Below are 23,124 nucleotides of genomic sequence, written 5' to 3'. Positions count from 1 at the left end.
CCTGGGCGCCTGGACGCTCGCGGTGCTTGGGTGGCGGGATGGACATCGTGGTTCTGGGCGGGACAGCGTGGGTGGGCCGGGAGGTTTCCCGGCAGGCGATCGAGCGCGGGCACAAGGTGACGTGCCTGGCGCGCGGCGAGAGCGGGCCGGTGGCCGACGGCGCGGCCCTGGTCACCGCCGACCGGCGTGACCCTTCGGCGTACGCGCCGCTGCTCGACCGCGACTGGGACGCGGTCATCGAGGTGTCGTGGCAGCCGGGCTTCGTGCGCGAGGCGCTCGCCGCGCTGGGCGGCCGGGCCCGCCACTGGGCCTATGTCTCCTCCGGCAACGCCTACGCCTCCCACGCCGAGCCGGGCATGGACGAGTCCGCGCCCCTCCTGGCTCCGACCGACCGCGCCGAGGCCGACCGCGCACTCTACGGCGAGGCGAAGGTCGCCTGCGAGCAGGCGTCGGCGGCCGCCGTGGGTGACCGCCTCCTCATCGCCCGCGCCGGTCTCATCGGCGGCCCGGGCGACCACAGCGGGCGCTCCGGCTACTGGGTGGCCCGTGCCGCGCGCGACCCGCACGGGCCGATGCTGGTTCCGGCCACGCCGGACGAGCCGACGCAGGTCATCGACGTACGCGACCTCGCCGCCTGGCTGCTCGACGCGGCGGAGCGCGGCACCACCGGCACCTACAACGCCGTCGGTCCCGTCGTCCCGTTCGACCAGTGGATCGAGCTGTGCCGCACCGCCGGCGGGCACACCGGCCCGGTCGTCACCGCCGGATCGGCCTGGCTGCTCGAGCAGGGCGTGACCCAGTACATGGGTGCCGAGTCGCTGCCGATGTGGCTGGTCGAACCGGGCTGGGAAGGATGGTCGGCCAGGAGCGGCGCCGCGGCGCAGGCGGCTGGGCTGCGCCATCGGCCCCGGGCCGAGCTGGTGTCCGCCACGCTGGCCTGGGAACGCGAGCAGGGCCTCGGCCGCGAACGACGCGCCGGCCTCAGCGCCGGGCGCGAGCGCGCGCTCCTCGACGCCCTCGGCCGAGAGACCGCACGCCGGTGACCGCGCGACAATCTCACCATGATTGTGGACAAGGCCATCTACCGCGGCGGTGTGCGTGAGACCGTCAGCGGCGACATCAGCGAAGCCTTCAGCGCCGCCCGGGCCAGAGGCGACAGCTTCCTGTGGATCGGCCTGCACGAGCCCACGCAGGAGGAGTTCGATCTGATCACCCGTGAGGTGCGGCTGCACCCGCTGGCGGTGGAGGACGCGATCCACGCCCATCAGCGGCCCAAGCTCGAGCGCTACGACGACACCCTGTTCGTGGTGCTCAAGCCGCTGCTGTACGTCGAGGAGACCTCCGACATCGAGGTCGGCGAGATCAACCTCTTCCTGGGGAGCGACTTCGTCATCAGCGTCCGCCACGGCCAGGCCAATCCGCTGGGCGGGGTGCGCCGGCGGGTCGAAGCCGATCCCGACCTGCTGTCGACCGGCCCGGCCGGGGTGCTCTACGCGATCTGCGACCAGGTCGTCGACACCTACGCCGAGATCTCCCACGAGGTCGAGCTCGACCTCATCGCGCTGGAACGGCGCGTCTTCAGCGGCGAGCGCGACGACGTCACCGCCGACATCTACTCGCTCAAGCGCGAGGTCCTGGAGTTCCGGACCGCCCAGGACCCGCTGGTGCCCGTGCTGGAGGAGATCGTGAAGGGCCGGGTGTCGTTGTGCGACGGCACCCGCGACCACTTCCGTGACGTCCTGGACCACCTGCTGCGCGTGGACTCCCAGGTCGACGAGCACAACGAACTGCTCACCAGCGCCTTGAGCGCTCACCTGGCCCTGGTCGGGCGTGACCAGAACAAGGTGGCCATGCAGCAGAACGCCGACATGCGCAAGATCTCCTCATGGGCGGCCGTCATCGCGGTCCCCACCATGATCGCCGGGATCTACGGCATGAACTTCGACCACATGCCCGAACTGCACTGGTCGCTCGGCTACCCGCTGAGCCTGTGCCTCATGGTCGTCGCCGTGATCGTCGTCCACCGGCTGCTGCGCAGGAGCGGCTGGCTGTGAAGCGCCACCCGCTCCCGCCGCGCTACGGCTGCTGAGGTTCGAAACGCCAGCGGGTCGCGCCGTACGGTTCCTCGGTCGCGACGCCGACCACCGTGTGGAAGGCGAACCGGTAGACCTGCCAGGGCGGCGGCCCGGCGCTGGGCGCGCTGAACGGGGCCGTGAGCGCGTCACCCTCGACCTCCGCGGGCCAGCCGCCCGCGCGATAGCCGGCGGCGACCTGCTCCAGCGTCTGCGGATCGCTCACTCTGGCCGCGCTGCCGTTGAGGACGAGATCGATGCCGGGAAGCCGGACGGAGATCGTGCAGCGCGGGTTTTCCGCCAGGTCACGAGCCTTGCGGGCGGCCGGGCTGCTGGTGAAGTAGAGGTCGCCGCCCAGCCACTGCGCGCCGACGCCCGCGGCGTGCGGCGTTCCGTCGGGGCGGCACGTACCGAGGAAGTACGTGACGTCGGGGCTCGGCTCGGCGGCGAGCGCGTCCCGCGCACGGCTCCACGGCAGCTCCGCGTCTCCGTAACGGTCGAGGTTCGTGGTCGCGCTGGGTGCTTGTTCGCTCATGCACGATGAGACCGACGCGAGGAGCAGAACTCATCGGTGGTGCGTGGGGCTTTCTGACGGTCCGCGGCGTGACCGCAACAGCCTCCTCGTGGAGGGCTCGAACCCCGGACCCGCTGATCACGTCGAAATGTGATAGCCTTTCACAATGTGAATGCTAATCACATCAACGTGCGGCAGCTCGGCGAGACGGGCATCGAGATCAGCCCCATCGGACTGGGGTGCATGCAGTTCGCCGGCACAGCCAATTACACGCGCTTGATCATCAACCCGATCGGCCAGGAGGTGGCCACCTCGGTCGTGCGCGCCGCCCTCGACAACGGGGTGACGTGGTTCGACACCGCCGAGATGTACGGCAGGGGCCGCTCGGAGGAGACCCTCGCCACCGCGTTGCAGCAGTGTGGCCTCGCCCCCGGGCAGGTCAGCGTCGCGACGAAGTGGACGCCGCACCTGCGCACCGCGGCCAGCATCGCCGCGACCGTCGGTGACCGCTTGAAGCACCTGGGCGGCCACCCCATCGCTCTGCACCAGATCCATTCGCCCAGCGGGGGCCTGTCGAGCATCACCGCCCAGCTCAAGGTCATGGCGAGACTGTTCAGGGAAGGAACGATCGGTGCGGTCGGCGTCTCCAACTTCTCCGCCCGGCAGCTCGTGCTCGCCCACAGCGTGCTGGCCGCCGAAGGCGTCACGTTGGCCTCCAATCAGGTGCGGATCAGCCTGCTGCACCGGAAGATCGAGCGGGACGGCGTGCTGGAGGCCGCGCGAAAGCTGGGCGTCACGCTCATCGCGTATTCGCCTCTGGAGGGCGGGGTGCTCACCGGGCGTTACCACGACAACGTGAGCCTGGCCAGGTCTGCGCCACCGGCGCGCAGGATCTTCTCCCGTAGCCAGCTGAGCGACCGAGGGCTCGCACGCACCGCTCCGCTCATCAACGCCATGCGCCGCATCGGTGAGGAGCACGGCGCCACGGTCTCCCAGGTGGCGCTCAACTGGCTGATCACCCGGTACGGTGACACCGTCGTGGCCATCCCTGGCGCCTCCCGACCCGGGCAGGCGGCCGAGGCGGCGGGCACGATGAGCTTCCGGCTGACCGAGAGCGAGATCCGTGCGCTGGATGAGCTGTCGTTAATCTGAGTGCATGCCCCGACAGGTGTCCCGAACGACCAAGCGTGACCGCTACCACCACGGCGACCTGCGCGCCGCGCTCATCGAAACCGCCATGGAGCTGGTGGCCGAGCGGGGCGTGCAGGCCTTTTCCATGGCGGAGGCGAGCAGGCAGCTGGGTGTCGCGCTCAGCGCGCCCTACCGCCACTTCACCGATCGCGACGAGTTGCTGCTCGCGGTCGGCGTGCGCGCAGGAAACCTTCTGGTCGAAGCCGTAACCGCGGAACACGGCGGCAGCGCACCGCAGGATCGGCTGGTCGCTGTGGCCAGGGGATACGTGCGGTTCGCCGCAAAGCACCGGGCGCTGTTCGAGACGCTGTTCGGCATGTGGTCGACGGCCGGTGAACCGGAGCTGGAACAGGCGTCCCGTCCCGTGAAGGAGGCCTTCCAGGCAGGGGCCATGGCCCTGTCGGCGGATGATCCGGTGGCCGCCGAGGCGCTCGGGCTGGCCGTCGCAGCCACCGCGCACGGCCACGCGGAACTCCTGCACCTGGGCATGTTCGGCACCGGCGAGCAGGGCGTGGAGCTTGCGGTTCAACGCGCGGCCGCCGCCACGCTCGCGCTCATCGACGGCCGCGCCTCCCTCACCAGCTGAACCTGGACCGGCGGGAGCCCGTGGACGGCCGCTACCAGCAGACGAATGGTCGCAACGTAGCAATCTGGTCACAAGCCGACATCGGCACCCACCGGCACGATGAAATGATCTAGTGGACCGCCGTCGTTTCGTCATCGGACTCGCCATAGGCACGCTGGCTGCCGTCACCTTCATCGGCGCAGGCTATGGCGTCGGGCAACTGACCAAGACCTACCCTGACTTCACCGTGCCGACCCCCATCGTGATCGCTCTGATCTCGATCGAAGCAGCCGGGGTGGTGGTGTTCGGGTATCTCATGGCGACCAGCCGGCCTTCCCGGCTCGCAGAGGCTGTGGAGGATCCCGGCGAACGCCTGACGCGACGCATCCAGGCCGTCAACGCGTCCTTCACGGAAGCGGCCGCCCTGATGGTCGAGCTCCAGCGTGACCTCGAAGCCCAACGCGCGACCCGCGACGCGCTTCTCGCCGAAGCCGAGCACCAGCAGCGGCTCCTCGAACTCAACAAGGACCAAGCCGAGGACATCCGCACCATCCTCGTCGGCGAGACCAAGCAGACCATTCGCGCCGCTCGACGACGGGAGTGGGCCTTCTTCCTCAGCGGCCTGCTCCTGTCGGCTGCCCTGTCCATTCCCATCGGCATCTGGGTGAACAGCATCAGCTGACCCGATCGGCGCATCACTCGGACCCGCGCGACCCTTACCTCACGGGCAGACCGGTGACCGCCCGGCCGATGATGAGAGTTCCACTGATACACCGTCGAGATGGGCACACCCACCCGCTCCGCCAAGTCCTCCGGAGTCAGGTGCTTCTCCGCCACCATTGCCCCTCCGTTAGCCAGCCGCCGCTCTTCAACCTCAGCCGTTATTTGTCATGCTTCCCCATGACTTGTCACGCAGCATATGACGCGTCAGACGCGTCTTGCGCATCAAGGATGAGATGGCTAAGACAGCACCAGCGCACTGCCGCCTGCCAGACCCTAGAGGCGGCCGAGACGCCGAGGCCGCGACGACGGTCAACACAATGCCGACCACGGCCCCGTCGAGCCGCATAGAAGGACACGCCCCGCAGGTTGACGCGGGCGGCACGATTGAGGGCATGCTGCCCATCCACCGACGCCTCGCCCGCTTCCTCCACCGCCTCGCCGAGCCTTCGACGCCTCGACGGGCCGTGCACGTGCGTATCAGTCCCCGGCATCCTCGGCCAACCGCGAAGGCCACCATTCGTGCCGCCGAACGAGCGCGCATGCGAAGAGCGAAGCAAGCCCAGCCACGAGAAGGGCGGGCGCTTCAAGTGTGGACTGCGGTCGGCACCGTCCTGGCGGGTGTTGCGGCGGTGCCAGCGCTCTTCATCGCCCTGAACGCACTAGAGATCAGCGAACAGCAAGCAGCGCTGGCAGCGCAGCAGCTCGCAAATCGTGTAACGGCCTACAGTGCAACAACGAGTTCTGTAGCGGACGAGCAGCCCCGCTACACCACCACATACACGATGCAGAACAGCAACACCGTGCCCGTGATCGTGGAGGGCAGGATATTCCCGCGGGAGAGACCGGGGTTGGTCCTGTACCTCTCGCCTTTTACCATCCCCGCGTGCACCGAGGTGGACTTTTTGGTCCCATTGCCAGACGACCCGGCATTGCAAGATGAGAGAATCAGGTTCGGTCTTCACAACACGATCGACGGTCGCCTCTGGTCCGTGCCAGCCCCGGGGGAACAAGCCCGAATAGTCGAGACCTGGCTTCCGTGGCAGCAGGAGGAAGTCACTGCCCCGGAGATTTATCTCCAAGGACGTGGAGCGAGGAAGGTGTCTTCCTGCGCCTGAGGATCAGCCAGCCTCATCTACCGCGACGGCCGAATGCGACCGGAACCGCCAGGCCCGACACCAGCAGCACCGAGCCTCCGGGCAGGCCCCACGTAGCGACCGAGAACATCCAGACCACGACGACGGTCAGCGCGATGCCGACCACTCCCCGTCGAGCCTCTCCAGCGCCACCAGGGCCGCGCCGGCCGCGATGACGACTTCGCCTCCAGACGCTCCAGGATCTTCTCAGGCAGGGCGTACGCCTCTCTTCCGTCCTTGACCGGCCACACCCGCCCGTCCTTCACGAGCCGCTTGAGCTGCGCGTGGATCTCACTCGGTGGAGCCGCCACCCGCCGCTTGAGCACGTGGTGCAGCAGCTCCCCGAGCTCCAGCGCCATGCCCTCCGCATCGGCCAGCACGTCGATGATCGCGGCCATCCAGGACGAAGAAGATCCCGGTCATGCCGCCGGCGTCGGGGTCACCGGACGCCAGGTGCGTCTTGCCCGTCCGCTTGTCGCCGTCCTCGTCCACCCACGGGATCCGCGCGAGGTGGCGCACGCGGCGGCGCATCACCCAGTGCCACAGCTCCAGCTCGCCCATGCAGTCGTCCTCGCCGAGGGCGCAGCGGTGGGTGCGGCCGTTCCAGTCCGGCATGCTGCCGCCCTGCGGGTCGAGCAGCCACCGTGGCGATCTGGCCGGACAGGTGGGCCAGGCTGATCAGCGTCTCCACCGACCGCAACTTGCCCGCCTCGGAGTCACCGACGATGATGCCGTGCCGCATGCCGCCGGACTTCGTGAAGAACGCCCAGTGCGCGGGCTGCAGGTCGTAGAAGTAGCCGATGTGCGCGCCCGGCCGCCCTTGGTGGCCAGCCGCTCGTTGAACCGCCTCATGATCTGCTGCACCTCGGGGTTCAACTCCACCTGCTCAACGACGACCTCGGGCGGCTCGATGTCGAGCTTGTCCGTACGGCCGGGCAGCGGCAGGCGGCGGTGACGCCGCCAGTGCGCAGCCGAGTACCACAGCCACCCGGCGACGCCGGCCACGGCGACCGTCCGGCGTCGTGGACCTGCACACCCGCATCCGCCCAGCCAGCCAAGAAGAGTCGTCGAAACTCAGGGTCAGCCGCGGCAGTCCCCTGCTGCACATCACCCGCATCAGCTACAACAACACCGGTCAGCCCTTTCAGCTGCTGCCGCTCACTTCGCCCCAGATTCCCACCACCTTGGCCCATTGAGTAGCAATTGGCCCATACCTGCATGCATGCATTCTGGAACGATCCAATAAAGGCCTATACGAACTCGAGGAGACGTGCTTCCATATGGTTCTCGGGGGCGTAAGCGTTAGACAGCGGTCCAAGGGAGCCGCCATGCCGACCACGCCCACATCGATCGAGCCACTCCGCAGGGCACTGGAACTGGCCAGGGAGCACGTTAGTACTCCAGCCGCACTTAGGGATCGAGGAGTCTGCGCTGGCGTTGATAGTGGCAGCGGCGGGCGCGGGCTTGGTGACAGCGTCGCCAGTGTGACCAGCGCAGATAATGCTCGGCGGGATGGTGGCGTCGATGGAGACGAGTGTGGAGACGACGGATCTCGTTGACGGTGAGCGAGATCAGGTCGTGGGACTCGTCGGGGCCGGCCGGGTATGCGGGCTCCGGCGGTGATTGTCCGCCCGTGGGCCCCCTGTGTGGGGTGCGGAGCGGTTGTCGAGTCGGACAGGAACGCCAGGTGAGCGTGGGCGACCATGACCAAGGTGACGTACCGGTACCAGGCGATGTGCTTACGGACCTGGTAGTGGTCGAGCCCTGCCTCGTTCTTGGTGGCCTGGAAGCACTCCTCGATGCTCCAGCGGGCTCCTGCCACGCGGACCAGGGCGGTCAGAGCGGCCGGGCCGGTGGACCAGCACCGGTAGTAGGCCACCTCGCAGGGGTCGCTGATCGAGCGGCGGGCCAGCAGCCAGTCATGGGCGCCGTGCTCGCCGAGCGTGATCCAGGCCCAGTCGTAGAAACGGTGCCCCTTGGCGCCCTGGCCGCAGGAGTAGCGCTGCCAAGCTGAGGCGGGCAGGGCGGAGACAGCCCGGTCGGCGCGGGTCTTGGCACCGGCCACGGTGATCGGATGGTCGCACGAGACCGCGAAGACCTGGCTCAGGCCGCGGCTGCGGCACCGCTCACGCAGGACCGGATTGTCGCCGTAGGCCTCGTCGCCGGTGACCCAGCCGAAGCTGAGCAGCACATCGTCGGCGGCCCGCTCGATCATCTTCCAGGCCAGCTCGGGCTTGGTCGCAAAGACCGTGTCCGGCGGCACTCCGGCCTCGGCCAGGCGGTGCGGCGCAGCGAACCAGGCCGCGGGCAGGTACAACTCCCGGTCGATCAGAACCCGCCGCCCGCTGGGTGTGCTGTAGGAGGCGAACACGCCGATCTGGCAATTGGTGATCTTCCCGGCGGTGCCGGTGTACTGCCGCTGCACCCCTGCCGAGCAGCCGCCCTTCTTCTCGAACCCGGTGTCGTCGATCACCAGCACCCCCGCCAGGTCACCGAATCGCTCGCCGACCTGCGCTCGCAGCGCATCGCGGACCTGGTCGGCGTCCCACCGGGCGTGGTTGAACAGTCGCTGCATCCCATCGGGACAGGTGTCCCCGGCGTACTCGGCCAGCGACCAGCCGTTCTTCCGTTCCAGATCACTCAGCAACCCTTCCAGGCAGGCCCGTGCCCGCAACCGCGGCTCGCGCCGCCCGAAGAACGGTGCCAGCACCTGGGAGAACAACTCATCCAGTGCATCGTCCCAACATGCTGGACCGGCCTGGGCTACCGTGGACGACACGGCCATCGTCCGATCACCTTGGAGCGTCACAACCCCATGGTCTCGGCGATGGCCGTCTCACGTTCGGGACTTCGACCAGCCCGAACCTCGAAGTGCGGCTGGAGTATTAGAGCCTGTACGGAGTTGAGATCAGGAGGATTTCCTGCGCTCCGATCCGCGATCCTGGTAGGTCTTCGCCATGGCGCGTGGAGACCTCACTGACGAGGAGTGGTCCTTGATCGAGCCTCACTTGCCGCTGGGCGAGCGAGGCCCGATCCCGGACCTGCGGCAGCAGTTCAACGCGGTGATGTGGCGGTTTCGGACCGGCAGCCCGTGGCGGGACCTGCCCGCCGCAGAGTACGGGCCCTGGTCCACGGTCTATGACCGGTTCCGCTCGTGGGCGGTGAGCGGGGTGTTCGAGCAGTTGATGCAGGCGATGATCGCTGAGGCTGCGGCCCGTGGTCAGGCAGACCTCGACGTGGTCAGCGTGGACTCCACCACGGCCCGTGCCCACCATCACGCTGCTGGGATGGCGCTGGACGGCGAGCTGGCCGCAGCGCTGAGTAAGGCGGCCGAGCAGGAAAAGGGGCTACGCCAAAGGGGCAAAACGCCGGTGACGATGGCCCCGACGACGGAGAGGGGAACGCGCGCCGGCGCCTGCGACGTGGGCACAGGTTCCGGCTGAAGGTGGCCAAGCTGGGTCGCTCGCGGGGCGGGCTGACCAGCAAGGTGCATCTGTCGGCTGACCGGCGATGCCGTCCGCTGTCCTTCGTTCTCACTCCCGGTCAGGCGGGAGACAGCCCGCAGTTTCGCGCGGTGCTGAAGCGCATCAGGATCCGCCTGCCGGTCGGCCGTCCGCGTACCAGGCCGGGCGCGGTGGCCGCCGACAAGGCGTACTCCTCCCACGGCAACCGCGCCTACCTGCGCCAGCGCAGAGTCAAGGCGGTCATCCCGGAGAAGGTCGACCAGGCAGCCAACCGCAAAAGGCGTGGTTCTCGTGGCGGCCGGCCAGTCCGTCATGATCCGGATCTCTACAAGGAGCGCAACACCGTGGAACGGTGCGTCAATCGGATCAAGGAGTGGCGTGGGCTGGCCTTCCGGTTCGACAAGACCCCCGACAGTTACCTGGCCGGTCTTCATCTCCGAGGAGCCGTCTTATGGCTCCGCAGCCTCCGGCCGGCCTAAAGATCCGAACTCCGTACAGGCCCTAGGGCCCAAAGAGACCGACACGCAAAAGACCAGAAGCGATGGTCTAGGTTCGCCCAGTGGCTTCCCGTCATTGCTGCGGCTGGGTCGGCATTAGTCGGAGGGACAGTCGCGATCGACGAGGATCTTTCCCCAGCATTCCGCACTGCCGTAATCATCGTGTCCTTCATCGCGACCGCCGTATCTGCAGGCGCAGCTGCACTGCGAGCTCCAGAGCGTGCAGCAGTCGCAGCTCAGAAGCACAGCGAACTGACTTCGGCGGAGCGCTGGATCGAACTGCTCGTGCAGGACATTGAGGCAGGCATAGTGCCTGACGCGGAAATTCGACGACGAGTAGATATGATCTTGTCCAAGTTGGACGAAATCGATGCCGTTGAGCCTGGTCCATGGACCTCGAGCCCTCCTTGGCCGAGCCCCACACCGCCTGGGCCAGACTTCTCCTAACAATCCCTCAGCAAATCAAGAGGCCTTAACTTAACTCCCGAAGGTCTCGCACGAAAGAGCCCCGCGACTTAGCTTGAGCTTTGCGTAGAAGACTCAGGAGGCGCAGGGCCATGCACGACGCTAGCACGGAGCCCGGCGCGAGACTACGGGAGCTGCGCAAGCGGCGCGGACTCACGCAAGAAGATCTCGCCGAACGCGCGGGCCTCTCCGTACCTGTCATCAAAAAGATCGAGCAGGGCGGATCCGCCCGCATGGAGACCTACCGCCAGATTGCGAAGGTCCTCGGCGTCACCACCGTCTGGTTCGTCGCGGCGGGGTCACCGCGCCCCACCGTGGACACCGGCGACGACACCGTACTCACCGAAATGCGGGCCGCGCTCATCCCCCGATCGGGCTCAACGGCATGCCCGTCATCGGCACCGCCGACCACGACGACGTCGCACTCCCCCGCCTCATCGACGCCGCGGCCGCCGTCAACCGCGCCTACCACGCCGACCGGTACGACGACCTCGCGCACCTGCTGCCCGCACTCGTCCGATCCGCGCACTACCACGTCGCCCGGTTCGACGACGGAGCCGAACGCACCCAAGCCCACAAGGTCCGCTCAGCCGTGGAGTCGGGCTCGCACGCCGACGTCCGGCCCTCGGAGCCGAGCGAGTGGGAGGTCCACCAGTACGGGCCGCATCGGCTGTGAGGCCGGGTGGAGCGGGCGCTGGGCACGTGGCTGGACGCCGGCAGACCGCACATGTCGGCGTTCACCTTCACCGTGACGCCGGAACGGCAGTGGGTACGCCTTGGCGCTGATTCACCCATCGCGTGGGATCTGCCCGCATAGTCGGTCACGCCCCGTCGTATGCGGAGGGCCCGTCCCTCTTGGCCGGGCCTAACTCCATGGACTCAGCCCTCCGGTCGAGGTCGTCCGCGACCGGTACAAGAAAGTGCCCCGGTTCGAGCAGCAACACTTCTGTCGCGCTTGGCCGAGAAGTCGATGACCTCGCACAGGTCGGCCAAGTTGACGTGCTCGGCGACCTCTTGGACGCGGGAGCAGTAGGCGACCAGGTAGCGGCGGCCACACACTGTCTGCGTGACGCGGAAGCGTGGGGACTGGTCGAGCACGATGACCTCTACTTCGATGCCGCAGGGTCCGCGCCAGACGTTCACGACAGGAGGCTACGCCGAATTGGGCATATAGCCATAAATCGGTTGTGATCACGCTTTCTTTAGGAAACCCGGTCATCACAGCGGGGTTCGATCCGGTAGACCTCGGAAAAGAGTGACTACAGAGCGTAATCAATCACTACATATAGCTATCAAGGAGGCTTGTCTTGATCAGGTCATTCGTCCTACTTCCGGCACTCGCCGCAGCAATGGCCGTATTTCCCGGTACAGCCAGCGCGACCACGAGCCACACTCCGCCGCCCTTCCGGTTCGTCGAGATGACCGGAGAACAAGAGGTTCCCGGCCCCGGCGATCCGGACGGTGTCGGCACCTTCGCCTGGAAGGTGATCGGATCGTCGCTCTGCTATGTCATCACCGCACACAACATCGAGCCCGCGACCGCGGCGCACATCCACAGAGGCAGGGAAGGGGTGGCGGGTCCGATCGTGGTGACGCTGAAGGCGCCCAGCGAAGGCTTCGCGAGCGAGTGCATCCGCGCCATGAAACGCCAGACGGCCGACAACGCCGATACCACTCTGACCTTCGGCGAATTGAAGGCCATCGCCCACAGTCCGAGGCAGTTCTACGCCAACGTCCACAACGAGGAGTTCCCGGACGGCGCCATCCGCGGCCAGCTCTACTGAGGCGGGCGTCACGTGCGTGGCGCTGAGAACGGATGAGCGGGGGCGTAGCAGAGAGCCGGTGACGCGACGGTTCACCGGCTCTCAGGCCTTGTCATTATGTCGTTACCAGCGGAAACGTCTAAGATTGACGCTAACAAGATCAACATTCGGACCTATCCAATGCGAAGCGCTCACGCGTCAGTGTGCAGCTGGGACTTGTGAATCTAGCGTGACCAGCGTTTCGAATGCGCAGACGCGCGACGCATGCGAAGAATCCCCATACCCTGATCACCAAGCGCGGACGAGCCGGTACTGCTCGACATTTTCGGCATGGTCCACACTGAACCGGCACCCACCGCACACCGCGCGGCCCGTCCACGTGCCCAGGTTGATCGCGCCGCAGTGGTGCATCCACGCCGCCTTGTCCAGCGCGCTCGATCTCGACCTGGGCACGCCAACCTCCTACTCGATCGCCGACGCCACCAACTGGGAAGATTCTCTTTCCAGTTGGTCCCGAGAATGCAGGTAGATCAGAGTCGTCTCGAACGACTCATGACCCAGGCCTCCTGAATCTCGCGCGGCTTCGCACCACGCACTTCCGCGATCGACGCCCACGCCCCACGGCCGTACACCCTTCCGTCGGCGGTACCTCACCACCCGGCAGCAGGGCACACACCAGCTCCGTCACTACTTCGCCAGCGTCACTCTGGCAGGTGGTGTGACGATCAAGGATCTCTCCGAGTACTAGGGCCACGCCGACCCGGCACTTACTCTCCGTGTCTGCGCTCACATGCTGCCTTCGTCGCACGACCGCGTCCGCGAGGCCATTGACCGACAGTTCCGGCCACCCGAAGCCGCTGAGACAGAACTGAGACAGAACTGCAAGTCACACAGCGGCGAGGGATCGGTCAGGGGCGGTGTGCCGCGATGATGGTCCTGCGGACACGCCATCCCTTCGACGTGCGGCGTTCTCAGTGGACCGGCAGGCCGGTGACCGCCCGGCCGATGATGAGGCGCTGGATCTCCGACGTGCCCTCGAAGATGGTGAAGATCTTGGCGTCGCGGTGGAAGCGCTCGACCGGATGGTCGCGCGTGTAGCCGGCGCCGCCCAGGATCTGGACGGCCTGCTCGGTCACCCACACCGCCGTCTCTCCCGCCACCAGTTTCGACATCGAGCCCTCCGCCTGCTCGAAGGGCCTGCCGTTCCTGGCCATCCAGGCGGCCCGCCAGGTCAGCAGGCGGGCGACGTCGACGCGGGTGGCCATGTCGGCCAGCAGGAAGGCGATCGCCTGGTTCGATCCGATCCTGCGGCCGAACTGCTCCCTCTCGCGCGCGTAGTCCCTGGCGTACTCGAAGGCCGCCCGCGCGATGCCCACGGCCATCGCGGCGACGGCCGGGCGGGTGGTCTCGAACGTGCGCATCGCCGCCTGCTCCCCCGCCCGCTCCCCGTTGCGCACCCGGCTCAGCCGGGCCTCCAGCTTCTCCTTGCCGCCCAGCAGGCACGAGCCCGGTACGCGGACGCGGTCGAGCACGACCTCGGCCGTGTGCGAGGCGCGGATTCCGTGCTTGCGGAACTTCTGCCCCATCGACAGGCCGGGCGTGCCCGGGGGGACGACGAAGGAGGCCTGGCCGCGGGTGCCGAGTGACGGGTCGACCGAGGCGACGACCACATGCACGTTGGCGATGCCGCCGTTCGTGACCCACGCCTTGACGCCGTCCAGCACCCAGTCGTCACCGTCGGGCACGGCGCGGGTGCGGATGGCGCCGACGTCGGACCCGGCGTCGGGCTCCGACGCGCAGAAGGCGCCCAGCTTGACGTCGCTCTCCGAGCCGAACATCTGCGGCAGCCACTCCCCCACCTGTTCGGGCGTGCCGTTGCCGGCCAGGGCCGCGGCCGCCAGCCCGGTGCCGACGATGGACAGGCCGATGCCCGCGTCGCCCCAGAAGACCTCCTCGAACGCCACCGGCAGCGCCAGCCCGCTCTCCTCGAACCACTGGGTGGCGAAGAAGTCGAGCGAGTAGAGCCCGATCTTGGCCGCCTCCTGGATGACCGGCCACGGGGTTTCCTCGCGCTCGTCCCATTCGGCGCCCGCCGGGCGGATCACGTCGCGGGCGAACGCGTGCACCCAGTCGCGTACCTCGGCCACGTCGTCGCTGGGCTCGGGACAGAAAGCGCTCATGCGGGACCCCTTGCTCGTTACCGGCGGTAACACCCTACCGGCGGGTAGACCGATCAGGAAGCCGTCGATCAGGGGCTCAGGCCGCCATCGTGATCATCGGCGGGCGTTCGGCGATGCCGATGTCGGTCAGCAGGACGTCGTGCCCGTCCGCCGCCCTGCGGAACTGGGCCAGCCGGAGCGACGGCACGTGGCACGCCTCGATCTTGCCCTGGCGTTCCAGCCGTGACCACGCGGCCAGCATGATCTGGGACGCCATCCCTCCCAGGGCCTCCGTCGACTGCGGTGCGTGCTCCCGCGAGCCCAGGTCCACCTGCGCGAACGCGTCCAGACCTGCCAGCTCGAGCAGGTCGATCAGCAGCCCGAGCTCCACGCCGTACCCGGTCAGGAACGGCACCCGCTCCAGGGCGGAGCGCCGGCCGGCGTACTCGCCGGCCAGCGGCTGCACGAACCCGGCCAGCCGCGGCCAGTGGAGGTTGATCAGCGGGCGGGCGACCAGTTCGGTGACGCGGCCGCCGCCGTTCGAGGACCCGTTCAGGGGACGGTCATAACAGGCCTTGGCGTACACCACGCTCGGGTCGGCGAGGATCGGTCCGAGCAGCCCGAAAACCAGTGAAGGATGAAATTTCCGGATATCGGCGTCGGCGAACACCAGCACGTCCCCCGACGTGACCGCCAGCGACTTCCAGAGCGCCTCCCCCTTGCCGTCGAGCGGCTTGAGCTGCGGCAGGATCTCGTCCTGAGCGTGCACCGTGGCGCCGGCCCGCGCGGCCACCAGGGCCGTGTCATCGGTGGAACGCGAGTCGATGACCACGACCTCGTCGACGAGCGCGCCCAGCTCCCGCCGGATCACCGTGACGATCTCCCCCACGGTCTCCCGCTCGTCGCGAGCCGGGAGCACCACGCTCACCGTGGTCGCACCCTTGGCGGCCACCAGGTCCCCGAGCGGCCAGTCCGTGACGCACGAAGTACGGCGTCGCAACCATCCACGCACCTCAGGCAGCATGCGACCCCTCCCCCCGTATCCCCACATTTCAGCTTAGGGGGTGGTGGCGTGGCGCTCCAGGAAGGTGTAGACGTCCGCCTCGTCCACGCCGGGGAACGACCCCGGCGGCAGCGCGGCCAGGACATGGGAGTTGGCGCGGGCGGACGGCCAGGCGTACCCCTCCCACCGTTCGGCCAGCCCGGCGGGCGGGCGGCGGCAGCAGTCACCGGTGGGACAGCCGGAACGGGTGCGGTTGGTGGTCTCGCGCCCCCGGAACCAGCGCGACTCCTTGTACGGCACCCCCAGCGTGATGGCGAAGTCCCGCTCGCGCGACGGATCGACGTGGGCCACGCAGAAGTAGGTCCCGGTGGGCGAGTCGGAGTACTGGTAGTACACCGAGAACCGGTCGGGTGAGGCGAACACCTGCCGCCCCGACCACTGCAGGCACATGCGCTGCCCCTCGATGGCCCCCTGCTCGTCGGCGGGGAAGACGATGCCGTCGTTCTCGTACGCCTTGTAGATGATGCCTCCGGCGTCGTTGCGCACGAAGTGGCAGACGAGGCCCAGGTGGTGGGTGGCCAGGTTGGTGAAGCGGTGGGCGGCCATCTCGTACGACACCGCGAACACGTCGCGCAGGTCCTCCACCGACACCGCCCGCTGCGACTTGGCCTCCTGGAGGTAGGGCGCGGCGGCCCGCTCGGGGACGAGCACGGCGGCGGCGAAATAGTTGGCCTCGGTGCGCTGGCGCAGGAAGTCGGCGAAGTCGCGGGGTTTGTCGTGGCCTAGTGCGAGGTGGCCGAGCGTCTGGAGCAGGATCGTGCGCGGGGTGTGCATGCCGAGCTGCTCGTGTTTGACGTAGATGCGGCGGTGGCGGAGGTCGGTGATGGAGCGCACGGAGCGCGGCAGGTCCTGGGCGGTGTGCACGGTGTACCCGAAGTGCGTGACCAGCCCCTGGATCATGCTCTGCGACAGGGCGCCCGTACGGTAGCCGACGGCGTCGAGCGCCTGGGCGGCGGCCTTCTCGATGTCGGGGAAGTAGTTGCCCACCTCCCGCTGGCGGCGGCGCAGCTCGGCGTTGGCGACCCTGGCCTCCTCCGGGGTGGCGGTGCCGCGGGCCTGCCGGGCGCGCAGCTCGCCGTACAGGCCGAGGAGGTGTTCGAGCACGTCGTTCGGCACGCGCGCGGAGACCTTCAGCCGCGGCAGGCCGAGCCCCGCGTAGATGGGGTCGCGCTGGGCCTCCTCCAGCGCGATCTCGAGCTGGGCGCGGCGGTTGGGCGGCTGGCGGCGCAGCAGTTCCTCGACGGGGACGCCGAGGGCGGAGGCCAGCGACTTGAGCAGCGACAGTTTGGGCTCGCGCTTGCCGTTCTCCAGCAGTGACAGCTGGCTGGGCGCCCTGCCGACGCGCGATCCCAGGTCGGACAGCGTGAGGCCGCGCTGTTTACGCAGGTGGCGGAGGCGCTGGCCGAAGGCGATCAGATCCAGCTCCTGCGTCAAAGACAGCGGTTCTTCACCGAGCAACGGCCCCATATGCGGCATCTTAGGCAGAAAAACGAGCCATTTTCTAGCCTTCGCCTTGCTGCCGCGAGCCCGGCGCGGGCGGCTCACGCACGCCTTCCGCGCCGGCGGATCGGCCCGGCGCCGATCCGCCGGCGGGCGCCCATGCAACGTTCCGGTTCAGGCCGGAACCTTGGCCCCGGGAGCGGGGACGGTCACGGGCGGGCAGCGCGGGTCCAGCCGGATCCGTGCCAGGTCGCGGCCCGCGATCGCCCAGGCGTTCCAGGATCCGGGCTCGAAGTGGAGTTGCGGGTTGGTGTGCCACTCGTCGCCCATCCCGGTGGCCAGCAGCGTGGCCCCGCGCTCGGCGTCGAGCTCGTACGCGTTGCCGCCACCCCGGAAGACCGAGGCGAACAGGCGGCCCCGGTGCACGGTCAGCTCGCCGTAGCCGGACAGCGTGCCCTGCCGGACGACCTGCCGGGTCTCGGGGTCCCAGGCGATCCAGGCTCCCGAGTCGCGCTTGTACGACGCGTACAACAGCCCGCCGTGCAGCTTGACGTCCTGGAAGGTGCGCTGGCCCGGCACCGGCTCGTCCTGCCACAGGACGGTACGGCGGGCGAGGTCGAAGGCGGCTATGGAGGCGGACGGCGCGCTGGTGCCGAACACGTCGCCGGCCAGGTAGACCACGCCCCGCTCGGCGTCGAGCGTCAGGCTCATGAGGCTCTGGCCGGGGATGACCCCCTGGTACACGTCCGTCTCGCCGGTGTGCGGATCGACCACCGACAGCGCGCCGCTGATGCTCGCCGACAACGACGCGGTCGCGACCAGGAGCTTGCCGGAGCGGGGGTCGTACTCGATGTCCCAGGGCCGCTTCTGGTCGTGGCCCAGGTAGCCGAGGCTGCGGACCTCGTCCGTGCGCACGTCGACGGAGATGATCTCGCCGGTGGGGTACATGGCGGCGTAGACCTTGTTCCCGTTGCCGACCATGGCCTTGGGCTCGCCCGGCACCCGGATCCTGCGCCGCTCGCCGGTGCGCAGGTCGCGGATCTCCATGGCGAAGTGCCCGCCGGCGTACACGGCGCGGCCGGGGACGAGCAGCATGCTCTGCGTGCGCTCGGCGCCGGGCGGCAGGCCCGCGTCGATCAGGTCGGTGAACTCGGCCGCGCCGGTGCCCGCGTCGAGCGACCACAACCCGCCGCTGCCGGCGACGGACAGCAGCGTGTTCTCGCCGGTCACGTGGAGCAGGCGGGTCTCGTCGCCGTAGGACGGCGGGGCGATGACCCTGGTGAGCGCCGTGTCGCCGGTCCGGTAGCGGTAGACGGTCCCGTCGGGGCGGGAGGCGGCGTGGACGGAGCCGTCCGCGGCGGTGGTCAGCGCGTCCAGGAGCCCGGACTCGACGGTGATCCGCCGCAGGTCCGTGCCGTCCTTGCGGACGTCGATCAGCTCGCCGCCGGCGGCGGCCAGGACCCGGTCACCGTTGAGCGCGACGACGCCGATCGCGGCTCCGCCGGCCGCGAGCTGCCGTACGGCGCCGCTCTCGCGGTCGATCCGCACGAGCAGCTGCTTCTCCAGCAGGCCCGCGTAGACGTAGCGGTCGTCGGCCGCCACCGCGCGCACGTTGTGCTCGCCCTGAGCCGGCACGTCGTAGCGGCGGACCGCGCCGGTCTCCGGGACGTACTCCCACACGCGCCCGTCGGGGGAGGTGCCCGCGTAGAGGGTGCCGTCGGGGGCCGCGGCCAGGCTCCAGACGAAGCCGCCGGCGCCGCCGAAGGAGTGCAGGTGCTCGACCTTTCCTGTGGCGATGTCGAAGGCGTACAGGTCGGGTACGGGATAGGTGCCGACGTAGACCTTGCCGCCGGACACGGCGACGGCCCAGCCGCCCTCGGGCTCGCCGTCGGCCGGGCCGTCGGGGAGCGTCACGCTCCTGGCCACCTCGCGGGTGCTCAGGTCGATCTCGGCGAGCACGGGCGGCTTGGGGCCGCGGGTGACGACGTAGGCGCGGCCCTCGTGGACGGCGGCCCCGACGACGGCCCCGGTCACCGAGGCCGGTCCGTACGTGGTGACCGCCTGCCCGCCGCACCGCGAGGGGGCGGCGTAGGGGGCTGCCGAGGCGGCGGCGGGTGAGACGAGAGCGGGTAACAGGCCCGCCACGACGACGAGCAGGGATCGGAGCATGCCCAGGGCCTCTCGTTCATTTGTGCCTTATTTTGGTCCAGACCGTAACCTTGTGAGCATCTCCCGTCAACGGGCCGACCGCCGCCGACCCGCACGACATGGTCCGCACGGACCCGATGCACGATCCTCGGCTTCCCCGGACACGCTTGATAACGGTCTCGGCCGAATCTCCATCCGACGGCCCGAACCGATCCCGGCGGCCGGATCGGGCTCGCCCCTCCGGCCCGGAAAGGGTCACGCCTTCCGGACCGGGCCGGCCGGTTCCGATCCGCCCCGGCCTTCGCACCGGCCCGGGATCGAGGCCGCGGGGCGCGAGCCGCGGGGCACGTTTACGATCTGGACATTACGGCCCAGGCCGTTATAACGTGCGGCGAAACCGCACCAGGGAGCCGCACATGATCCCCCGCCGTCGATTCCTGCAGGCTGCCGCCGTCGCCACGGTGGCCTCCGGCCTGCCGGCCACAGCCGTCCACGCCGCCCCACCCGCCGAAGGCACGCTCACCGACCTGGGCCCCGCCAGCGTCGCCAGCCCTCTCGGCAACGCCGAGTTCGTCGGCGGCGTGCTCTACGCCGGATCGCGCGGGCTGTCGCCCAACGTGGTCGGCGCCTACGACCTGGCCGAGGATTCGGTCACCGCCCATTTCGACATCCCCACGGGCATCGGGGTATGGGCGATGTGCAGGGTCGGCACCGACGTCTACGTCGGCACCCACGCCAAGTCCGACCTGTACAAGCTGGACACGGTGGCCGGCTCGGTCACCAAGGTCGCCTCCGTCCCCGACCACTTCATCTGGACGCTCGCCGCCGCGCCCGACGGCAAGGTCTATCTGGGCACCTCGGAGCCGGGCAAGGTCAAGGAGTACGACCCCGCCACCGGAACCGTCCGCGACCTGGGCGAGGCCGTGCCGGGCGAGGCGTACGTACGCGCCATCCAGGCCGACGACACGCACGTCTACGCCGGCGTCGGCGCCAACGCCCATCTCATCGCGATCGACCGGGCCACCGGCGAGCGGCGCGACCTGCTGCCGTCGGAGCTGGCCGACCGCGACTGGGTGTCGAGCATGAGCGTCTCCGACACCCACATCGCCGGAGGCATGAACTCGCTCGCCGAGCTGATCATCCTGAACAAGGCCGACCCGTCCGACCACAGGGTCGTCAAGGCCACGGCCCCGGGCGAGAAGTACATCGTCTCGGTCCTCATCCACGACGGCCACGTCTACTTCGCGGGGCGCCCCACCGGCACCTTCTACCGCTGCCGGCTGGACACCGGCGAGCTGGAGGTCCTCGGCGTGCCGTACTTCGAGGCCGCCACCCACCGCATCCTGGCCCATGAGGGCCGGATCTACGGCGTGCAGGACAACGCGGTGTTCGTCTACGATCCGGCGAGCGGCGCGCTGGAGTACCGCAACCTGGTGCAGCGCGGTTTCCGCGCGGCGGCGGAAGAGCCGATGTCGGTGCACTCCGACGGCGAGCGCGTCTACGTCGGCGGCAAGAGCGGCGCCGACATCCACGACCTGGCCACCGGCGCGGTCACCCGGCTGTCCATCCCCGGCGAGCCCAAGACCATGCTCACCGTCGCGGGCACCACCTATCTCGGCGTCTACACGCAGGCCGCGCTCTACTCCCACCGCGCCGGCGACGCCGAGGCCAAGCTGCTCGCGCGCACCGGCAACCAGCAGGACCGGCCGCGCGACCTCGCCTACGACGACCGGACCGGCGTGCTCGTGATGCCGACCCAGCCCGAGCCCGGGCACATGAACGGCGCGCTGTCCTTCTACTCCCCGCGCACCGGCGAGTACGTCACCCAGCGCCCCGCCGTCGAGCGCCAGACGGTCTACTCGGTCGTCACCCGGAAGGGCATCGCCTATCTCGGCACGCTCACCCAGGAGGGCCTCGGCCTGCCGCCGGTCACCTCCACCGCGCGCCTGGCCGCCTACGACCTGTCGGCGCGCGCGTTGTTGTGGGAGGTCGAGCCCGTCCCCGGCGCCCGCTACCTCTCCGCGCTCGCGCTCGGCCCGAGGCACGTGTACGGCATGGCGAGCACGGGCGTGGTCTTCGAGTTCGACCTGCGGACCCGGAAGGTCACCCGTACGCTCCAGGTCGGCGCGAAGGGCGGGGACCTGTTCGTCGTGGGCCGGGTGGCGTACTGCGGCGACGGCGACAAGGTGTACAAGATCGACCTGGCGAGGTTCACCGCGAAGGCCATCGTGACCGGGCTGGCGGGTCAGTGGTTCGGCGGCGAGCCCAAGCTGGCCCTCGACCCGTCCCGCCGCGCCCTGTACGGAGTCAAGGGCCGCAACCTGGTGCGCATCGCCATCAGCGGCAAGGGGTGACATCGGCCATCGGCCACCACGTGATCCGGCTCTGACCGGGCGCGTGGTGGCCGTTCTCGTGTCCGCCGCGACACCGGAGACGGCGAACGATCACGAGGAGACCGGTTCGGCGAAAACTCGTGAATTCTTCTCCGCAGAATACTGGCAAGTAGTGCATATTCTGGAGATTTCCTCGAATCTTATCGTTGTTACCGACTTTCGACCGGGTGTCCGGGGGCAGAGACTCGGCGTAAGCCCCAGGGGACGACGAAGGAGTGATCATGACGGATCGCCTCAAGGGAGCTGCGGAGCAGCTGCAGGACGAATGGGACGGAGACCCGCGCTGGGCGGGCATCGAGCGCACCTACAACGCCGGCGACGTGATCCGGCTGCGCGGCAGCGTCCAGGAGGAGCACACGCTGGCCCGGCTCGGCGCCGAACGGCTGTGGGGCCTGCTGCGCACCGAGGACTATGTCGCCGCCCTCGGCGCGCTGACCGGCAACCAGGCCGTCCAGCAGGTGAGAGCGGGCCTGAAGGCGATCTACCTGTCCGGCTGGCAGGTGGCGGCCGACGCCAACCTGGGCGGGCAGACGTACCCGGACCAGAGCCTCTACCCGGCCAACTCCGTGCCGGCCGTCGTGCGCCGGATCAACAACGCGCTGCTGCGGGCCGACCAGATCACCTGGTCGGAGGGTGTCGAGAGCCCGCACTGGCTGGCGCCGATCGTGGCCGACGCCGAGGCCGGGTTCGGCGGGGTGCTGAACGCCTTCGAGCTGATGAAGGGCATGATCGCGGCCGGCGCCGCCGGCGTGCACTGGGAGGACCAGCTCGCCTCCGAGAAGAAGTGCGGCCACCTCGGCGGCAAGGTGCTGATCCCCACCGGCCAGCACATCAAGACGCTCAACGCCGCCCGCCTCGCCGCCGACGTCTGCGGCGTCCCCTCACTGATCATCGCGCGGACCGACGCCCAGGCCGCGACGCTGCTGACCAGTGACGTGGACCCGCGCGACCAGGCCTTCACCACCGGCGAGCGCACCGCGGAGGGCTTCTACCGGGTCAGGAACGGCCTGGAGGCGTGCATCGCGCGCGGCCTGGCGTACGCGCCGTACTCCGACCTGCTCTGGATGGAGACCGGCACGCCCGACCTGCAGGTGGCCCGCGAGTTCGCCGAGGCGATCAAGGCCGAGCACCCGGAGCAGATGCTCGCCTACAACTGCTCGCCGTCCTTCAACTGGAAGAAGCACCTGGACGACTCCACGATCGCCAAGTTCCAGCGGGAACTGGGGCACATGGGGTACAAGTTCCAGTTCATCACGCTCGCCGGATTCCACTCCCTCAACCACTCCATGTTCGACCTGGCCCAGGGGTACGCCGGCGACGGCATGCCGGCGTACGTGGAGTTGCAGGAGGCGGAGTTCGCCGCCGAGGCGCGCGGCTACACCGCGACCCGGCACCAGCGCGAGGTCGGCACCGGCTACTTCGACCTGGTCAGCACGGCCGTGGCCCCCGACTCCTCGACGACCGCGCTCAAGGGCTCCACCGAGGAGGAGCAGTTCGCCCGCTGAGCGTCTGAACGCGCCGGCCACCTCCAGGG

20 protein-coding genes and 3 pseudogenes are annotated in these 23,124 nt (G+C 69.0%); 14 read left to right on the top strand and 9 right to left on the bottom strand.

The annotated features are described in order from the left end of the window. Positions 1–38 precede the first annotated feature (38 nt). Together ACZ6SA_RS13525 and ACZ6SA_RS13520 are read left to right on the top strand one after the other, a co-directional pair. A complete protein-coding gene (locus ACZ6SA_RS13525; protein ID WP_347647364.1) occupies positions 39–1,043 on the top strand; it encodes an NAD-dependent epimerase/dehydratase family protein in 1,005 nt (334 codons plus the stop codon). Between the two features lie 18 nt (positions 1,044–1,061). Then, a complete protein-coding gene (locus ACZ6SA_RS13520) occupies positions 1,062–2,054 on the top strand; it encodes a magnesium and cobalt transport protein CorA (protein WP_347647363.1) in 993 nt (330 codons plus the stop codon). A 22-nt stretch (positions 2,055–2,076) separates the two neighbouring features. Here ACZ6SA_RS13520 and ACZ6SA_RS13515 read toward each other — a convergent pair whose 3' ends face one another. Beyond that, entirely contained in the window at positions 2,077–2,607 is a 531-nt protein-coding gene (locus ACZ6SA_RS13515; protein WP_347647362.1) for a pyridoxamine 5'-phosphate oxidase family protein, read from the bottom strand. 147 nt (positions 2,608–2,754) lie between these two features. On the opposite strand from ACZ6SA_RS13515, the gene ACZ6SA_RS13510 reads away from it, so the two are divergent. From ACZ6SA_RS13510 to ACZ6SA_RS13495, 4 genes are all read left to right on the top strand, one after another. Beyond that, the gene (locus ACZ6SA_RS13510) at positions 2,755–3,738 is read left to right on the top strand and encodes an aldo/keto reductase (RefSeq protein ID WP_347647361.1); all 984 of its coding nucleotides are present in this window, start codon (positions 2,755–2,757) and stop codon (positions 3,736–3,738) included. A gap of 4 nt (positions 3,739–3,742) precedes the next feature. Next, positions 3,743–4,363 (top strand): TetR/AcrR family transcriptional regulator, encoded by a 621-nt coding sequence (locus ACZ6SA_RS13505; protein WP_347647360.1) that lies wholly within the window; start codon positions 3,743–3,745, stop codon positions 4,361–4,363. A 112-nt stretch (positions 4,364–4,475) separates the two neighbouring features. Beyond that, positions 4,476–5,024, top strand: coding sequence for a hypothetical protein (locus ACZ6SA_RS13500; protein ID WP_465828085.1), 549 nt, complete (start codon positions 4,476–4,478; stop codon positions 5,022–5,024). 580 nt (positions 5,025–5,604) lie between these two features. Continuing rightward, positions 5,605–6,180: a hypothetical protein gene (locus ACZ6SA_RS13495; protein WP_347647358.1), complete on the top strand. Its 576-nt coding sequence runs from the start codon at positions 5,605–5,607 to the stop codon at positions 6,178–6,180. 309 nt (positions 6,181–6,489) lie between these two features. Here ACZ6SA_RS13495 and ACZ6SA_RS13490 read toward each other — a convergent pair whose 3' ends face one another. Then, positions 6,490–6,813: a hypothetical protein gene (locus ACZ6SA_RS13490; protein ID WP_465828084.1), complete on the bottom strand. Its 324-nt coding sequence runs from the start codon at positions 6,811–6,813 to the stop codon at positions 6,490–6,492. 29 nt (positions 6,814–6,842) lie between these two features. Between ACZ6SA_RS13490 and ACZ6SA_RS13485 the strand changes: the two genes are divergently transcribed. Together ACZ6SA_RS13485 and ACZ6SA_RS13480 are read left to right on the top strand one after the other, a co-directional pair. Then, positions 6,843–6,989: a hypothetical protein gene (locus tag ACZ6SA_RS13485; RefSeq protein WP_465828082.1), complete on the top strand. Its 147-nt coding sequence runs from the start codon at positions 6,843–6,845 to the stop codon at positions 6,987–6,989. A gap of 231 nt (positions 6,990–7,220) precedes the next feature. Continuing rightward, positions 7,221–7,394, top strand: coding sequence for a UTRA domain-containing protein (locus ACZ6SA_RS13480; protein ID WP_465828081.1), 174 nt, complete (start codon positions 7,221–7,223; stop codon positions 7,392–7,394). A 485-nt stretch (positions 7,395–7,879) separates the two neighbouring features. On the opposite strand, the pseudogene ACZ6SA_RS13475 reads toward ACZ6SA_RS13480, so the two are convergent. Next, positions 7,880–8,983, bottom strand: a pseudogene (locus tag ACZ6SA_RS13475) (IS701 family transposase); the annotation flags it as partial. A 172-nt stretch (positions 8,984–9,155) separates the two neighbouring features. Here ACZ6SA_RS13475 and ACZ6SA_RS13470 point away from each other — a divergent pair. The 3 genes and pseudogenes from ACZ6SA_RS13470 (at position 9,156) to ACZ6SA_RS13460 (ending at position 11,300) form a co-directional block, all read left to right on the top strand. Beyond that, a pseudogene (locus ACZ6SA_RS13470) lies at positions 9,156–10,141 on the top strand (IS5 family transposase). A gap of 575 nt (positions 10,142–10,716) precedes the next feature. Then, positions 10,717–10,902, top strand: a pseudogene (locus tag ACZ6SA_RS13465) (helix-turn-helix domain-containing protein); the annotation flags it as partial. A 107-nt stretch (positions 10,903–11,009) separates the two neighbouring features. Beyond that, entirely contained in the window at positions 11,010–11,300 is a 291-nt protein-coding gene (locus tag ACZ6SA_RS13460; RefSeq protein WP_465828211.1) for a hypothetical protein, read from the top strand. 203 nt (positions 11,301–11,503) lie between these two features. On the opposite strand, the gene ACZ6SA_RS13455 is transcribed toward ACZ6SA_RS13460, so the two are convergent. Next, a complete protein-coding gene (locus ACZ6SA_RS13455) occupies positions 11,504–11,767 on the bottom strand; it encodes a transposase (RefSeq protein WP_347647354.1) in 264 nt (87 codons plus the stop codon). Between the two features lie 164 nt (positions 11,768–11,931). Here ACZ6SA_RS13455 and ACZ6SA_RS13450 point away from each other — a divergent pair, with 164 nt between their 5' ends. Continuing rightward, on the top strand, positions 11,932–12,408 hold the full coding sequence (locus ACZ6SA_RS13450; RefSeq protein ID WP_347647353.1) for a CHRD domain-containing protein: 477 nt from the start codon (positions 11,932–11,934) through the stop codon (positions 12,406–12,408). Between the two features lie 267 nt (positions 12,409–12,675). On the opposite strand, the gene ACZ6SA_RS13445 is transcribed toward ACZ6SA_RS13450, so the two are convergent. From ACZ6SA_RS13445 to ACZ6SA_RS13425, 5 genes are all read right to left on the bottom strand, one after another. Next, positions 12,676–12,840 carry a hypothetical protein gene (locus ACZ6SA_RS13445; RefSeq protein ID WP_347647352.1) on the bottom strand — a complete coding sequence of 55 codons (165 nt, stop codon included), beginning with the start codon at positions 12,838–12,840 and terminating at the stop codon, positions 12,676–12,678. A gap of 518 nt (positions 12,841–13,358) precedes the next feature. Further along, positions 13,359–14,567 carry an acyl-CoA dehydrogenase family protein gene (locus ACZ6SA_RS13440; RefSeq protein ID WP_465828080.1) on the bottom strand — a complete coding sequence of 403 codons (1,209 nt, stop codon included), beginning with the start codon at positions 14,565–14,567 and terminating at the stop codon, positions 13,359–13,361. Positions 14,568–14,643: 76 nt separating this feature from the next. Then, complete coding sequence (locus ACZ6SA_RS13435) at positions 14,644–15,570, bottom strand: glucosyl-3-phosphoglycerate synthase (protein ID WP_347647350.1); 927 nt, start codon at positions 15,568–15,570, stop codon at positions 14,644–14,646. 33 nt (positions 15,571–15,603) lie between these two features. Further along, the gene (locus ACZ6SA_RS13430; protein WP_443155044.1) at positions 15,604–17,076 is read right to left on the bottom strand and encodes a helix-turn-helix domain-containing protein; all 1,473 of its coding nucleotides are present in this window, start codon (positions 17,074–17,076) and stop codon (positions 15,604–15,606) included. A gap of 147 nt (positions 17,077–17,223) precedes the next feature. After that, on the bottom strand, positions 17,224–19,218 hold the full coding sequence (locus ACZ6SA_RS13425; protein ID WP_465828078.1) for a YncE family protein: 1,995 nt from the start codon (positions 19,216–19,218) through the stop codon (positions 17,224–17,226). A gap of 395 nt (positions 19,219–19,613) precedes the next feature. Here ACZ6SA_RS13425 and ACZ6SA_RS13420 point away from each other — a divergent pair, with 395 nt between their 5' ends. Next, entirely contained in the window at positions 19,614–21,551 is a 1,938-nt protein-coding gene (locus ACZ6SA_RS13420) for a ligand-binding sensor domain-containing protein (RefSeq protein WP_347647348.1), read from the top strand. 260 nt (positions 21,552–21,811) lie between these two features. Beyond that, positions 21,812–23,095 carry an isocitrate lyase gene (aceA, locus tag ACZ6SA_RS13415; protein ID WP_443155047.1) on the top strand — a complete coding sequence of 428 codons (1,284 nt, stop codon included), beginning with the start codon at positions 21,812–21,814 and terminating at the stop codon, positions 23,093–23,095. The last annotated feature ends 29 nt before the right edge of the window (positions 23,096–23,124 follow it).

The organism is Nonomuraea sp. NPDC049378, from assembly GCF_055586745.1.
Note: the sequence above shows the minus strand (reverse complement) of the source record. Positions and strands in the feature narration are given on the sequence as shown.

What these genes read in the sequence shown, in the direction of transcription:
- ACZ6SA_RS13525 (WP_347647364.1), top strand. Translation starts at nt 39, where the DNA reads ATGGACATCGTGGTTCTGGGCGGGACAGCGTGGGTGGGCCGGGAGGTT.
- ACZ6SA_RS13515 (WP_347647362.1), bottom strand. Translation starts at nt 2,607, where the DNA reads ATGAGCGAACAAGCACCCAGCGCGACCACGAACCTCGACCGTTACGGA.
- ACZ6SA_RS13425 (WP_465828078.1), bottom strand. Translation starts at nt 19,218, where the DNA reads ATGCTCCGATCCCTGCTCGTCGTCGTGGCGGGCCTGTTACCCGCTCTC.
- ACZ6SA_RS13440 (WP_465828080.1), bottom strand. Translation starts at nt 14,567, where the DNA reads ATGAGCGCTTTCTGTCCCGAGCCCAGCGACGACGTGGCCGAGGTACGC.
- ACZ6SA_RS13495 (WP_347647358.1), top strand. Translation starts at nt 5,605, where the DNA reads ATGCGAAGAGCGAAGCAAGCCCAGCCACGAGAAGGGCGGGCGCTTCAA.
- ACZ6SA_RS13505 (WP_347647360.1), top strand. Translation starts at nt 3,743, where the DNA reads ATGCCCCGACAGGTGTCCCGAACGACCAAGCGTGACCGCTACCACCAC.
- ACZ6SA_RS13430 (WP_443155044.1), bottom strand. Translation starts at nt 17,076, where the DNA reads ATGGGGCCGTTGCTCGGTGAAGAACCGCTGTCTTTGACGCAGGAGCTG.
- ACZ6SA_RS13420 (WP_347647348.1), top strand. Translation starts at nt 19,614, where the DNA reads ATGATCCCCCGCCGTCGATTCCTGCAGGCTGCCGCCGTCGCCACGGTG.
- ACZ6SA_RS13520 (WP_347647363.1), top strand. Translation starts at nt 1,062, where the DNA reads ATGATTGTGGACAAGGCCATCTACCGCGGCGGTGTGCGTGAGACCGTC.
- aceA (WP_443155047.1), top strand. Translation starts at nt 21,812, where the DNA reads ATGACGGATCGCCTCAAGGGAGCTGCGGAGCAGCTGCAGGACGAATGG.
- ACZ6SA_RS13435 (WP_347647350.1), bottom strand. Translation starts at nt 15,570, where the DNA reads ATGCTGCCTGAGGTGCGTGGATGGTTGCGACGCCGTACTTCGTGCGTC.
- ACZ6SA_RS13490 (WP_465828084.1), bottom strand. Translation starts at nt 6,813, where the DNA reads ATGCCGGACTGGAACGGCCGCACCCACCGCTGCGCCCTCGGCGAGGAC.
- ACZ6SA_RS13460 (WP_465828211.1), top strand. Translation starts at nt 11,010, where the DNA reads ATGCCCGTCATCGGCACCGCCGACCACGACGACGTCGCACTCCCCCGC.